Source organism: Micromonospora sp. NPDC051196, from assembly GCF_040682415.1.
GTDB lineage: Bacteria > Actinomycetota > Actinomycetes > Mycobacteriales > Micromonosporaceae > Micromonospora.
Window position 1 is genome coordinate 23,699 of record NZ_JBFBAY010000001.1, and the last position, 12,298, is coordinate 35,996.

Sequence of the window (12,298 nt, forward strand, 5' to 3'; positions counted from 1 at the left end):
CCCGGGCCACTCGGCATGGAGGCGCGAAGTTCGTTGGGCCGCTTTCTGGCGTTGTTTGGCACTGCGGGTGAGCGGCAACTGAGGCTCGACTCACTCAACGACGGCAGAGCGGCGACGATTCACGGGTGGCGCCGCGCCGTCGCTGGTGTTACGGGGTGACCACTCGGCCGCCGAAGGTCACGACGAGCCGGCCGTCGGACGCGAAGGACCAGCCCAACGCCCCCGAGTACGACGAGCATCGGGAGCCGTTGGTGCCGGACCAGAACTGGTTCGAGCTGTCGGCGTTGCCGATGATCCGGTCGTTCGAGCCGCCGTTGCACGAGGTGTTGTTGCGGAACACCGAGGAGCCGCCGTCGAAGTTGAAGTTGCGCTCGGTGTTGCCGATGTTGGCGTTGTTCGACACCGTCATCGTGCCGGGGTTGCGGTTGTAGGTAAACCCGTGCTTGCCGTTGTCGTAGGCGATGTTGCCCCGGATAGTGTGGTTCACCGCGATGTCCTCACCACCGAGCTTGAAGCCGTTGCGGTCACCGTTGCCGGCCTGACCACCGTTGCTCAGGGTGCCGTTGCCGTAGGCGAGGGAGGACTCGATGGTCACCGCGCCGATCGCGCCGGTGTCGCTCTTGGTGTAGAGGTCGTACCCGTCGTCGATGTTGTTGTGCGCGACGGTGTAGCGGAAGACGTTGCCGGAGCCCACGGTCAGCTTGGGGGCGAAGCCGTCGGCGTCCTCACCGTCGGAGTCCACGTTGTCGTGCGACACCGTGCTCACCACGAGGTTGTTCGAGGGCCACTGGTCCCGGGGCGCGTTGGCGATCAACCGCGAGAGCTGGAGGCCGGAGTCCCGGTTGTGGCGGGTCACCACCCGCTCGACGATGTTGTTGTTGCCGGCGAGCAGGATGCCGTTGTCCCCGGCGCGCTCGACGACGATGCCCCGGACGTGCCACCACGACCCGCCCATTTCGAGCCCCCGGTTGGCCGGGTCCTCGCTCTGCGCCGAGAAGTTCAGGATCGGCGTCTCCCCCGCGTACGCGAAGATGTTCTTGCGGGCGCTCGACGTGCCGTTGTTGCCTTGGCCGATGGTGATCGTCTGCGAGTAGCGGTAGGTGCCGCCGCGCATGAAGATCGTGCCGCCCGCGGCGATCCGGGTGATCGCGGAGGTGAGCGTCGTCGGGCTCGCCAGCGTCCCGGGCGCGCTGTCGGTGCCGGTCGGTGCCACGTACAAGGTGCCGGACGAGGGCGGCGGGGTGGTCGGCGGCGGGGTGGTCGGCCCGGTCGTCGGCGGCGGGGTGGTCGGCGGGGTGGTCGTGCCGGAGGCGTACGTCTCGAACTCGGCGACCCTCGGCGTGCCGCTCGCGCTGGTGATCTCGAAGTTGATTTTGCGCAGCGAGGTGGCGGCGAAGGTGATGGTCCCGGCCCCGGTGCCGCTGGCCAGGGTGGCTCCGGTGTCGTTGTTGACGAGTCGCCAGGCGCCGATCACCCCGACCGCGCCGGACGCCTCGCGGATGGTGACCGAGCCGACCGTGATGGCGGAGCCCCACTTGACCGAGATACGGCCGGTGGAGCCGGACGGTGACCAGTATGTGCCCACATCGCCGTCGATCACGTTGCCGTAGCTGGTGCCGCTGGCCTTGCTGGAGCCGTCGGAGCCGGCCCCGATACTGAGGTTGGTCGCGTTGGCGGCGGCCGACGCGGCGGCGAGGCCGTCAGCCGCGCCCGACGCGTGGGTCACCGGCAGCGCCGCGGCCACCACGGCCGCCGCGACCACGGCGGTGCCGCCGGCCAGAAGCCTGTGTCGCACTGTGGTTCTCACTGGGTGGTCTCCTCAGAGGTGAGCGCGGCGCGAGACATGTCCTGCACAGCCCGACACCGCGGGTGGCTACGTTTACGCAAGCCTCGATGGCTATAGAGCGAAACGTCGATGTAACCTCAGGCTAGGAAAGCGCTTACCCACGCACAAGAGCAGGGATGTGCAGGTTTGTTGCAGGATCCAAACACTTGTCGGAGAGTCGCGGGAAGATCACCGCGATCGGGCGACGCCGTCGCCAATGTCCGAGCTACCGGGGGAACCTCAGGCACGCCGAGTACGACCTCAACCGGACCGCGCGCCTGGCCAGTATGTACAAGGTGGTGCTCACCGAAGCCGCCACGGTCGAGGATCTCAACGCCTGGCTCGATGCAGACCTCCTCCGGCGGCTCTGGCCCACCCTCTGGCTGCCACCCCAGCTCCGCCAGCGCTGGGAGGACGCCTTTCCTGAACTCGCCGCGACCCGCAGCAACGCGGCGTAACGGTGGACCCCTTCCACGAACGCCTCGCCCGCACCGGGCTCGCGGCGGCTACTCGATTCGGCTTCGCTTTGGCCGGCGGTTACGCGGTCCAGGCCGCCGGGCTTCTCGAGCGGCCCAGCGAGGACGTCGACCTGTTCACCGCCTGGGACCGCCGCGACGAGTTTGCCGGAGGAGAACACGGGGGCAATGCTGGGCTGGCTCCAGACCGAGATGGCGGGCCTTCTGCCGATCAGATGATTTTCGCGATGGCGTCGGTGAGCGCATGAAACGCCGAATGGCGGCCCGCTGAACCAGTCGGGCCGCCGTTCAGAGAATGTGGATCAGAGCGGGCGGATGTTCTCCGCCTGCGGGCCCTTCTGGCCCTGGGTGATGTCGAACTCCACCTTCTGATTCTCGTCGAGGCTGCGGAAGCCGCTCGCCGAGATCGCGGAGAAGTGGGCGAAGACGTCGGCGCCGCCGTCGTCCGGGCTGATGAAGCCGAAGCCCTTGTCGGCGTTGAACCACTTCACGGTACCTGTAGTCATGTCTGCTCCTTCGCAGGCTGTTGGAGACCGCACTGTGCGGACCCTTACGCCGCCGCGTTGATCACCCGCGTCGAAACGACACGAAAAACGAAAAGCGCCTGGATGGGTTTCAGATGCCCCATCAGGCGCCGGAAAACGTCTACGGAAATCAAAACTGCAACTCAGCTACCGTAGCACATGATCCGTCGCCGATCCGATGGCGGTGAGTGGACCTGGCCACTGAGCTTGCTCCCCTGCGGAGGCGCGCCCGGATCCACGCCGCGCTCGGCGACCCGGCGCGCCTGGCGATCGTGGACGCGCTCACCGAAGGGTGGCCAGTCAGTCCTGTCGCCGCGGCCCCCGCTACTGCTTCTCGTTCTGCCGGAGGGCTTCCTCGAGTTGGTCTTCCAGAATGATGATCCGGCAGGCGGCCTCCAGGGCGGTGCCGTCGTCGACCATTTCGCGGGCCCGGGCGGCCAGGCGCAGCTGATAGCGGGAGTAGCGGCGGTGCCCGCCGCTGGAGCGGTGCGGGTTGATCAATTTTGCCTCGTCCAGGCGACGCAGGAAGTCCTGCGTGGTGCCGAGCATCTCCGCGGCCTGCCCGATGGTGTAGGCCGGGTAGTTCTCATCGCCGAACATGTCTTCGGGGTTTTGCCCCATGTCACCTCCACGTCGAGGGCCCCGGCGCTTGTGCGCCGGGGCCCAGGGTTACGGGTCAGAACACCATCTACCGACCGGAACGTCGGCTTGTCGTATCCGCACCAGCCGTCATTGACGGCTTCGGGTGCGAGGATCGCATATGCGTGACCGGAGACCACCTCTCGTTCGATGGAAACTGCGGTGTCCGCCCGGCCTGACATAACGGCCGACGGCGGGCGATCCAACGGTGAACGGCCCTCCCTTTCCTCTGCTACTTTTCCCTTGCTGTCGTACTGTCTGCCGGCGCCGGAGCCCACGCGACTTCACAGCCCCGACACGTGCGGCGAACATCAGCTGGAGCCCTGAAAGAACTTTGGCCCCACCTGCACCCCGGCTGTGTCACGCCGGAACTGACGTGCTCTTACTGCCTCTCGGGAGGAACGGTGAAGCATGTTCCTCTCCTAGCCGCCCGTCGTGTCCTCACGGCCGGACGGCCCGTCTGCGTCTTGACGGATCTTTCCTCTCGACTCGAAGAAGAGTATGCCATACCGCAGAGGATGTCTAGCCGTTCCAACCTAGATTTCCTGGCCGACGGTCACCAGGATGACTGGTCCGCCGAGCAGCCAGGGCGCGAGCCATGGCGACAACGACCCGACGCCGATGCCACCTACCGGCCGATGAAGACCGCCGCACGGTCGACGACGCACCCGGGCCGGCCGCGTTGGTCGCGTTCACCGCCCACGACGCAGCCCTCCGGAGGCCACCGCCGGCGGATACGGCCCCGCGCACTCCTCGCCATCGCCGTCGTTCTTGTCGGCATCGTCGCGACGGCCAGCGAACCCGGACACTCCTGCTGGCCGGCTTCGACCGCACCGCACGGCGGCCACGTCGTGGCTCCGTACGACGGGAGGGGGCCTGCCGGCTGTCCTGCAGCAGTGGCGAACCGACGCCGCACGCAGGGTCTGCGAATAAGACCGACGCCCACCCCGCCGGCGTGGCCAAGGCTTCTTATCGCGACGAGGCCGTGATCGGTCAATGCCAAGACGCCGAGGTGGCCCTAATGGCTGTCGGGCTCGGGCTCGGGGTCGGAGGGCCGCTGGCGGGCGGGTGTTGGCCGTGGCGGCGGCTGCCGAGGTGGGCGTGGGTGGTTCAGGTGATGACGCGGACGCGGGGCCAGCGTTCGGTGGGGCGGTGGCGGGCGAGTCGTTGCCGGGAGGTCTCGGGGCTGACTCTGGTGGGGTTGGGTCGCCATACGCCGTCGAGGAGGTCGTCGAGGCCGTGTGGTGCGCAGACGGCGATGTGGTCGTGTGGGTCGAGGCGGATGGCCACAGCGGTGGCGTATTCGGGCCAGGTGGCGACCGCTTCGGTGATGCTGCGCAGTGGCGGCACCGGGCCGCCGCCGAACTTCGCCGGGTACCAGGTGTGGACGGCGGCTTGGTTCTTTGCTTCCCAGGGTGGCTCCGGCCAGGCTGCTTCCAGCCGTCTGGTGGCGCGGTTGTCGTTGTCGCGGGTCAGGTCTGTCGGGTCGAGGAAGGCGACGTCGATGTCGCGTACCGATGTTGGGTCGAAGCCGTTGCCGTACCGTTCGGCCCAGACGAGGTCGCGGATGGTGCCGGCGCCGATCCAGGCGTCCGGTAGGGCGGAGTCCCGCACGACGCCCAGCGCCCGGATCAGCCAAGGGCTGCGCTGGACCAGGTCCCGCAGTTCGTCTTCCCGCATCGCGTCCCCTGGCTGCCGCTGTTCGATCCTGGCCAGTCGAGCAATCAGCCCGCAAGGGCGCCGGATTGCCCGGACGTTGCGCGGCCCGTGACGGCTATCGTTCAGCCTGAGCCCACCGGCGCAAGGTAACCAAACCTCCGGCACACCAGGGCACCTCAAGGCGAGGTCAGCCTGCTGACGGGGCGGAGACCTGCCACAAGGCACTCACTGGCGGCGCGCCGGGGCCAGTTGCCAGCCCCGCGTGGTCAGTTCCCCGCGCGGGAGCGTCCGTCCGGACTTGCACCGCACCGGCAAGTCGGCGGCGGCGAAGTTCCGGTCGCCCGGTCAGTCGAGGGCCGCAATGGCGTGCACCTCTACGGCGGACCCGTAGTGCAGCTCCTTCACGCCGGCGACGGCGCGCTGAGGGCGGTGGGCGCCGATCCAGTCCTGATAGAGGCCGTCGAAGGCGGGCCAGTCGGCGATGTCGATGACGTACACGGTGACGGACAGCAGCCTGTCCCGGCTGGTGCCGGCGATCCGCAGGCAGGCGTCGACGTTGTCGAGTACCTGGCGGGCCTGGACCTCGAAGGGCTCGCCGGACAGGCTGCTCCCGTCAGGCGCCAGGGGAAGCTGCCCCGAGATGTAGGCGACTCCCTGGTGGGTGGCGACGTGCGAGTAGTGGCCCGCAGGGGGCGTCAGCTCGGCACTGTCAGCCGTCATGATCGGCGATCGCGTGGTGTCGACGTCGCGGGGAGGCGTGTGGGTGGTCATCGTTCTCACTTCGTGTAGGTGTAGACGCTGGCGCGGGAAATGCCGAGAAGGTCGGCGATGGTCTGCGCTGCGTTGCGGGTGTCGAAGTAGCCGTCCGCGTACAGGCGGCGCACGAGGTCCTTCTTGTCGTCCCGGGACAGGGAGCGGGGGGTGGTGGAGCGTTCGGCCGCAGCCGTCTCGATGACCTCGCGCAGCTCGCGCCAGGAGCGGTCACGGAGGTTTTCCAGCGGGACGTCGCGGTGCGTAGGGTCGGTTGCCACCAGGTTGGACAGGGCCAGGGTGACCGGGGAGAGGGTCGAGACGTCGAGGTTCAGGCAGAGTGCCGCGATGTACTCGCCGGCGGCGTTCTTGATGCCGATCGAGGTGCTCTTGGCGGGGCGTCCGTCAGGGAACTGGTTGGCGTAGTTCTGGATGACGCTGGGGTAGTTCGGGTCCTGGATGCGGGCCAGTCCCAGCTCGGTGGCCGAGTCGCCCACCTGCCGTCCGGACAGGTTGTTCTCGATGGCCCGGATGGCATGGCGCGGATTGCGTAGATCGTGCAGCACCACCTCGCAGAGGCCGGGAAACATGCGGCCCACCGCGACAGCGATCTTCTCGGCCTCAGCGAGGATGTGCTCGTCAACGGTAGAGGCGGGCGGCGCTGGCCCTTCCGCCTGCCGATCGTCTTTCTCAGCGCGCCGGATGCTCTCGTCCTTCACGGACATCCGCTTGCTCCTTCCGGGTCGCCTGTGCCGGGCCCATCGCTGCCGTCACTCGCCGGTCTTTAGATTTCCTGTCTCAGGATAGACAGAAAATCTATCTGGATCTAGAGTTCCTGTCCCGAGGCGATGAGGAGGCTCGCCCGGCGTCGTCACGCAGCCGATCGCACCGTCACGCGCCTACCGAACTCTTGCGTCAGCTGAGTTCTCAGGAAGGACGCTTGATGCCCTCCGCGCGCCGGATCCAGTTCCTGGACACCGGGGCCACTGTCGTCGGCATGGTCTCCTCACCCTCCTCAACCAGCACCGACGAAGGAGCGTCACCCGCGATGTCCGACAACATGCCCCAACTCATCGACCGCAGTGGCCGCCGCTACGCATCCGATCAGCCCCGCTGGCGCGGTGACGACGGATCCCCGCTGATGATGGAGCCCCTGCCCGGCATCGCCCGCGAGCAGATCGACACCGGCGTCAACTCTCAGTGGCGCTACCGGGCCGCGCTGCCCCTGCCCCAGGTCGATCCCGTCACCCTGGGCGAAGGACGCACCCCCCTGCTGTCGCGGACCTTCGCGGGACTCCACGTGGCAGTCAAGCCCGAGTCCATGAACCCCACCGGCAGCTTCAAGGACCGCGGCAGCTCCGTCATGATCACCGCGCTGCGTCACCAGGGCATCGGGCAGATCCTCGAAGACTCCAGCGGCAACGGCGGCTCCTCCATCGCCGCCTACAGCGCCGCCGCCGGCATCGACGCCCAGATCATCGCCCCCGCCTCCACGTCTCCCGCAAAAATCGTGCAAGCTCGCCTGCACGGAGCCGGCGTGGATCTCGTTCCAGGCAGCCGCCAGGACGTCGCCAATGAAGCCATCCGCCGCGCCGACACCCGCTTCTACGCCAGCCACAACTGGCATCCCCACTTTCTCCAGGGCATCAAACTGATCGCGTACGAGATCTGGGAGGACCTGGGCTTCACCGCCCCCTCGGCCGTCCTCGTGCCGGCCGGCGCCGGCAGCCTCGTCCTGGGCTGCGCCATGGGCTTCGCCGAGCTCAAACGCGCAGGAGAAATCGACCAGGTGCCCCGCATCCTGGTCAGCCAGCCCGACCACTGCTGCCCCCTCGTCAACGCCCTCGCGGGCGGCGACACCGCGGTCGAGGCCCGCACCTGGCCCAAGACGCTCGCCGAAGGAACAGCCATCGCCCAGCCGGTACGCGACCGGGAGGTCCTCGCGGCGATCCGCGGCAGTGGCGGCGCCGCCACCGCAGTCGCCGAGGAGGAACTCCTACCCGCCGTGCGTGAGCTCGCCCGCACCGGAGTGTTCGTCGAACCCACCAGCGCCCAGGTCCTGCCCGCCCTCCGTCACTTCCACGCCGACGGCCACATCAACCCCGACGACACCGTGGTCCTCGTCCTGACCGGCTCCGGCCTCAAGGCCGGTCAGGCGCTCAGCAATCTCATCGAGGACGTCTCCCCGTGATCTCGTACCCGGGATTGTTCTGCCGCGACTGCCGGTCCGCGCAGGTCGAGCCGTCGCCGCTGATACCGGTGGCCCGGCACGACCGGCGTGCTGAGATGGACCTGCTGGGTCCCGAGTAGTGTCCATGGTCCGAACTACAGGATTGGCCGAAGAACTTGATGAGCCCGAGCAGCACGACTCCTCGGATCGTGAGGGAAGATGACGTCGCCGGTTTCACCACCGGCCAGTTGCTGGCCGTGACGAAAGCTCTCACGATGATTCTGGCTCTGCCGCCGTCGGCCGCCGACCACGTCGATGCGCTCGTCATAGCCAGCGGCCAAGGTGAAGAATGGCGTTTCACCCATGCGATTCGCGACTGGGAGGCGAATCCAGACCTTCGCTACCTGCTGGTGGCGAACGGCAATCCGGCCGAGCGGACCTACGTCGAGATCACGCTCGGCTACCTGCGCAGTCTCGGTCTCCGACGCGTCGACGGGGTGCACATCCAGACCGAGCCGGCTCCGAACACGGCCCTGCAAGCCGCATGGATCGTCGACCAGGTCAGGTGCCATAACATCAGGAGCCTCGCCCTCGCAGTCTCTCCCTACCACCTGCCCCGCGCCTACCTCACGCTCCTCAAGGCCCTCGATAAGACCGCTGTTCGCATCCCGATCATTCCGGTCCCCGTGGCCGTCTCCCCGGACGAACCGGTTCCGGAAACCGGAGCAAGTGCCTACGACCTCATTCCTGGGGAAGTGAAGCGCATTCTGACCTACATGGACAGGGGATGGGTCGCGACGCTTGAGGAGCTACAGCAGTACCTGCAGTGGCTGTGGAGCCGTCACGAATCCCTCCTGAGTGGGCGGGAGCGTGTCAGTTCCCGGCTCTGACCCGGGTGTGTTCTCGTCGATGTCGGTTCACGAGTCGGGGAGCCGGGCGGCACGGCGGCGCTCGGTGAGCCGTCGCGCCTTCACCGCGTTGCCGCAGTCGGCCATGCGACACCAACGGCGGGATCCGTTGCGGCTCTGGTCGAGGAACATCCAGCCGCAGCCGCCTTCGAGCACCGGGCACCGGCGCACCCGGGTGAGGTCGGCCGTCAGCATGAGGTCGAGGGCGGCCTCGGCGAATCGGTCGGGCACCAGCGTGGCCGGCACGGTGCCGTAGACCAGCCGTATCCGCGACGGGTCGAGCACGAGTCTTGCTCGGGCTGCCGCGCCGGACCAGCGCTGATGTAGTGCGACCAGCGCTGCGCCGGCCGTGACGGGGTCACCCTCCGATTCGCCGTCCGGGGAAGTGATCGCCGCGAGCATCACGGGATGCAGCCCTTTACGGATGTCCCGTACGGCGTCCAGCCCCGCGTGCGCCGCCGCAGGCTCGTCGCGCCATGCTCGACCGACCTGGTCGGCCTCCGCATCGCTGATCACGCTCACCCGTACCGCCCAGCGCAGCAGTGTGGGGCCGTCGGTCAGGAAATCGTGAGGCGAATCCCCACGTTCGAGCGTGTTGATCAGATCGAGTGCAGGGTGTCCGCCGACCAACGGTAGCTGGCACACGTCGGGTGGCATGCCACCCAGGCTACCATCAAAATTGTCTATGACGGTTACGCTCCTTTCAAGCAGCCGGTCGTCTCTGGTATCCGGGAGACTGGGTGGGGAACTTGACGAACGCCTTGGTCGCGAGGCTCAGGCGCCAGCGGCGTCGAGCCGCTCGACATGTGCGGCGTCCAGCTTGACGTCGAGCGCCGACATGGCGGAGTCGTACTGGTCGAGGGTCCGCGGCCCGATCAGCGGCACGATGCTCGGCGACGTCTGATGCAGCAGCCACGCGAGCACCAGCTGGGTAGGCCTGACATCCAGCTCGGCGGCCAGCGCGGTGAGTGCCGCGAGACGCGCCTCGGCGTCCGGGCCCTCGTACGGGGACATGATGTCGTGGCCCTGCCGCTTCTCGGGATCGTCGTAGACACCTTTGAGGATCGGCGAGTACGCGATCAGCGTCAGGTCTTCGTGCTCCCGCAGGTAGTCGAGCTGCTCGCCGTCCACTATGGATTTCTGATCGAGCCCGGCACGACTGCGGAGGTAACTGTGCTGCTGTTGCACCGCGACCGGCGCCGGCCAGCCATGCCGGTCACAGAGTTGCCGGATGCGTTCCAGCCGCCAGGTGCGTACGTTGCTCCAGCCGATGTACCTGGCCTTGCCGGCACGCACGATGTCCGCCAGGACGGACAGCGTCTCCGTCAACGGCGTCGACCGGTCGTCGACGTGTACGTAGTACAGGTCGACGTGGTCGGTGCCGAGCCGCCGCAGACTGTGGTCGATGCCCCGGCGGATCGTGTCACCGCTCGCCCCCTCGAACCGTGCCTGGACCTCCTCCCACGTCTTGCCGCGTGCCTCTTCCGGGTCGGGTATCCGCGCACCACACTTGGTGGCGAGGAAGACCTGATCGCGTCGGCCGCCACGGGCGAGCCAGCGGCCGAGCAGGCTCTCGCTCTCGCCGCCGGTGTTGCCGGGGGCAGGCCACCACGCATAGCAGTTGGCGGTGTCGAGGAAGCTGCCGCCGGCGTCGAGGTACCGATCCAGCATCTCGAACGACGACGCCTCGTCGGTCAGTGTCCCCATCAACATGCACCCGAGGGCGATCTGGCTTACCTGCTCTCCTGTGCGCCCCAATTCAACAGTTCTCATGAGCGGAAAGCTATCTGTCCGGGCACACACCACGTCAACCTGCCGGACTACTTCAAAACCGCTTCTGTCGTACGCCTTTGGGAAATCGCGAACAGGGCGCGCTGCACCGCTGCCGGCGCGTGGCGATCGGCCTGCGTGCGGGCGCGCCCTCGGGTGCCGCCACGGGTCCGCCGCATTCGCTCTGTCGCATTGTTCAGCTCGAATGGGTGGACCCGAACGCGGTGGCAGACCTTCACGGAACATTTCAGCCTTGCAACATGGGGCGGCCGGGCGCGAGATAGTGCCATCCTGCCCGGCGCCACTCCTCGGCGTTGAGCAGGTGCCGCGCGTCCACAACGTTCCGGCTTCGGACTTCCTTGCCGAGAACCAGCGGATCGATGGTGGCGAACTCCTGCCAGTCGGTCAGCAGGGCCACCGCGTCAGCGCCTCGTACCGCGTCGAGCGGACTTGTCGCGTAGGTCAGGTGGGGGAATGCGCGCCGGGCGTTCCCCATCGCCTGCGGGTCGTAGACGGCGGCCTCACCGTCCTCACGGCTGATCAGCTCAGCCACGTGCAGCGCCGGTGAGTCGCGGATGTCGTCGGTGTTGGGCTTGAAGGCGGCCCCGAGAACCGCGACCCGCCTTCCGGTGAATCCCCCGCCACACTGCTTGCGCAGCAACTCCACCACCCGGTCGCGGCAGCGCAGGTTCACGGCATCGACCTCGGCCAGGAAGGCCAGGGCGTGGCCGACGCCGAGGTCGTGGGCGCGGGCCTGGAAGGCACGGATGTCCTTGGAGATGCAGCCGCCGCCGAAGCCGAGCCCGGCCTTGAGGAACTGATCACCGATGCGTGGATCGCGTCCGAGCGCTTCGGCGACGACGGTGACGTCGGCACCGCTCGCGTCACAGAACTCCGCGATCGCGTTGATGAAGGAGATCTTCGTGGCCATGAAGGAGTTCGCCGCCGTCTTGATCACTTCGGCGGTGGGCAGGTCGGCCACCACCACCGGAACGCCCGCCTCGATCAACGGGGCGTAGACCTCGCGGAGCACCTTCTCGGCGGCGATGTCGGCCACACCCAGCACGAGGCGGTCCGGGCGCAGGGTGTCGGCCACCGCCGTGCCCTCGCGCAGGAACTCCGGGTTCCAGGCGACCGACACCTTCTCGGCGTCGGGCACGAGAACGCGGAGCATCTCGGTCAGGTGGGCCGCGGTGCCGACCGGCACGGTCGACTTGCCGACGACGAGGCATTCCTCGGCGAGGGACGGTGCCAGTCGCTCGACGGCGTTGTACAGGTGGCTGAGATCGGCTGCGCTGGCGTCGCTGCGTTGCGGCGTGCCGACACAGACGAAGTGCACGTCGGCAGGGGCGGCCTCCTCGAACGAGGTGGTGAAACGCAGTCGCCCGGCGGCGAGGTTGCGGCTGATCAGCTCGTCCAGCCCGGGCTCGAAGAAGGGCACCCGACCATCCGTCAACGCGGAGATCTTGTCAGAATCGATGTCGATTCCGATGACCTGATGCCCCAACTCGGCCATACCGGCGGCGTGGGTGACACCGAGGTACCCACAGCCCAGTACGGAGATCGTAAGCACTCTG

12 protein-coding genes and 1 pseudogene are annotated in these 12,298 nt (G+C 67.7%); 4 read left to right on the forward strand and 9 right to left on the reverse strand.

Annotated features, from left to right (window positions below):
• Window positions 1-148 precede the first annotated feature (148 nt).
• On the reverse strand, window positions 149-1,807 hold the full coding sequence (locus AB0M35_RS00130) for a cellulose-binding protein (RefSeq protein ID WP_363740064.1): 1,659 nt from the start codon (window positions 1,805-1,807) through the stop codon (window positions 149-151).
• A 263-nt stretch (window positions 1,808-2,070) separates the two neighbouring features.
• On the opposite strand from AB0M35_RS00130, the pseudogene AB0M35_RS00135 reads away from it, so the two are divergent.
• Both AB0M35_RS00135 and AB0M35_RS00140 read left to right on the forward strand, forming a co-directional pair.
• Window positions 2,071-2,283: pseudogene (locus AB0M35_RS00135) on the forward strand (hypothetical protein); the annotation flags it as partial.
• A gap of 2 nt (window positions 2,284-2,285) precedes the next feature.
• Window positions 2,286-2,549, forward strand: a complete 264-nt coding sequence (locus tag AB0M35_RS00140) for a hypothetical protein (protein ID WP_363742000.1) — start codon at window positions 2,286-2,288, stop codon at window positions 2,547-2,549.
• A 54-nt stretch (window positions 2,550-2,603) separates the two neighbouring features.
• Here the strand turns inward: AB0M35_RS00140 and AB0M35_RS00145 are convergent, their stop codons facing one another.
• From AB0M35_RS00145 to AB0M35_RS00165, 5 genes are all read right to left on the reverse strand, one after another.
• Window positions 2,604-2,807: a cold-shock protein gene (locus AB0M35_RS00145; protein WP_013283833.1), complete on the reverse strand. Its 204-nt coding sequence runs from the start codon at window positions 2,805-2,807 to the stop codon at window positions 2,604-2,606.
• Window positions 2,808-3,149: 342 nt separating this feature from the next.
• The gene (locus AB0M35_RS00150) at window positions 3,150-3,446 is read right to left on the reverse strand and encodes a helix-turn-helix domain-containing protein (RefSeq protein WP_349879237.1); all 297 of its coding nucleotides are present in this window, start codon (window positions 3,444-3,446) and stop codon (window positions 3,150-3,152) included.
• A 1,128-nt stretch (window positions 3,447-4,574) separates the two neighbouring features.
• Window positions 4,575-5,144: a nucleotidyltransferase family protein gene (locus AB0M35_RS00155; RefSeq protein WP_363740065.1), complete on the reverse strand. Its 570-nt coding sequence runs from the start codon at window positions 5,142-5,144 to the stop codon at window positions 4,575-4,577.
• A gap of 324 nt (window positions 5,145-5,468) precedes the next feature.
• Complete coding sequence (locus AB0M35_RS00160; protein WP_363740066.1) at window positions 5,469-5,843, reverse strand: RidA family protein; 375 nt, start codon at window positions 5,841-5,843, stop codon at window positions 5,469-5,471.
• Window positions 5,844-5,899: 56 nt separating this feature from the next.
• Window positions 5,900-6,598 (reverse strand): PAS domain-containing protein, encoded by a 699-nt coding sequence (locus tag AB0M35_RS00165; RefSeq protein WP_363740067.1) that lies wholly within the window; start codon window positions 6,596-6,598, stop codon window positions 5,900-5,902.
• A 218-nt stretch (window positions 6,599-6,816) separates the two neighbouring features.
• Between AB0M35_RS00165 and AB0M35_RS00170 the strand changes: the two genes are divergently transcribed.
• On the forward strand, window positions 6,817-8,064 hold the full coding sequence (locus AB0M35_RS00170; RefSeq protein ID WP_363740068.1) for a pyridoxal-phosphate dependent enzyme: 1,248 nt from the start codon (window positions 6,817-6,819) through the stop codon (window positions 8,062-8,064).
• A gap of 158 nt (window positions 8,065-8,222) precedes the next feature.
• A complete protein-coding gene (locus tag AB0M35_RS00175; protein ID WP_363740069.1) occupies window positions 8,223-8,933 on the forward strand; it encodes an ElyC/SanA/YdcF family protein in 711 nt (236 codons plus the stop codon).
• A 27-nt stretch (window positions 8,934-8,960) separates the two neighbouring features.
• On the opposite strand, the gene AB0M35_RS00180 is transcribed toward AB0M35_RS00175, so the two are convergent.
• The 3 genes from AB0M35_RS00180 to AB0M35_RS00190 all read right to left on the reverse strand — a co-directional run bounded on the left by AB0M35_RS00180 (window position 8,961) and on the right by AB0M35_RS00190 (window position 12,294).
• Window positions 8,961-9,608 carry a CGNR zinc finger domain-containing protein gene (locus tag AB0M35_RS00180; RefSeq protein ID WP_363740070.1) on the reverse strand — a complete coding sequence of 216 codons (648 nt, stop codon included), beginning with the start codon at window positions 9,606-9,608 and terminating at the stop codon, window positions 8,961-8,963.
• 117 nt (window positions 9,609-9,725) lie between these two features.
• Entirely contained in the window at window positions 9,726-10,724 is a 999-nt protein-coding gene (locus AB0M35_RS00185) for an aldo/keto reductase (protein ID WP_363740071.1), read from the reverse strand.
• A 244-nt stretch (window positions 10,725-10,968) separates the two neighbouring features.
• Window positions 10,969-12,294, reverse strand: coding sequence for a UDP-glucose/GDP-mannose dehydrogenase family protein (locus tag AB0M35_RS00190; protein ID WP_363740072.1), 1,326 nt, complete (start codon window positions 12,292-12,294; stop codon window positions 10,969-10,971).
• Window positions 12,295-12,298: the final 4 nt, after the last annotated feature.

Bases quoted from the DNA above. Each gene is read 5' to 3' on its own strand.
- AB0M35_RS00145 (WP_013283833.1), bottom strand. From the start codon at position 2,807: ATGACTACAGGTACCGTGAAGTGGTTCAACGCCGACAAGGGCTTCGGC.
- AB0M35_RS00150 (WP_349879237.1), bottom strand. From the start codon at position 3,446: ATGGGGCAAAACCCCGAAGACATGTTCGGCGATGAGAACTACCCGGCC.
- AB0M35_RS00155 (WP_363740065.1), bottom strand. From the start codon at position 5,144: ATGCGGGAAGACGAACTGCGGGACCTGGTCCAGCGCAGCCCTTGGCTG.
- AB0M35_RS00160 (WP_363740066.1), bottom strand. From the start codon at position 5,843: ATGACGGCTGACAGTGCCGAGCTGACGCCCCCTGCGGGCCACTACTCG.
- AB0M35_RS00165 (WP_363740067.1), bottom strand. From the start codon at position 6,598: ATGTCCGTGAAGGACGAGAGCATCCGGCGCGCTGAGAAAGACGATCGG.
- AB0M35_RS00170 (WP_363740068.1), top strand. From the start codon at position 6,817: ATGCCCTCCGCGCGCCGGATCCAGTTCCTGGACACCGGGGCCACTGTC.
- AB0M35_RS00175 (WP_363740069.1), top strand. From the start codon at position 8,223: ATGAGCCCGAGCAGCACGACTCCTCGGATCGTGAGGGAAGATGACGTC.
- AB0M35_RS00180 (WP_363740070.1), bottom strand. From the start codon at position 9,608: ATGCCACCCGACGTGTGCCAGCTACCGTTGGTCGGCGGACACCCTGCA.
- AB0M35_RS00185 (WP_363740071.1), bottom strand. From the start codon at position 10,724: ATGAGAACTGTTGAATTGGGGCGCACAGGAGAGCAGGTAAGCCAGATC.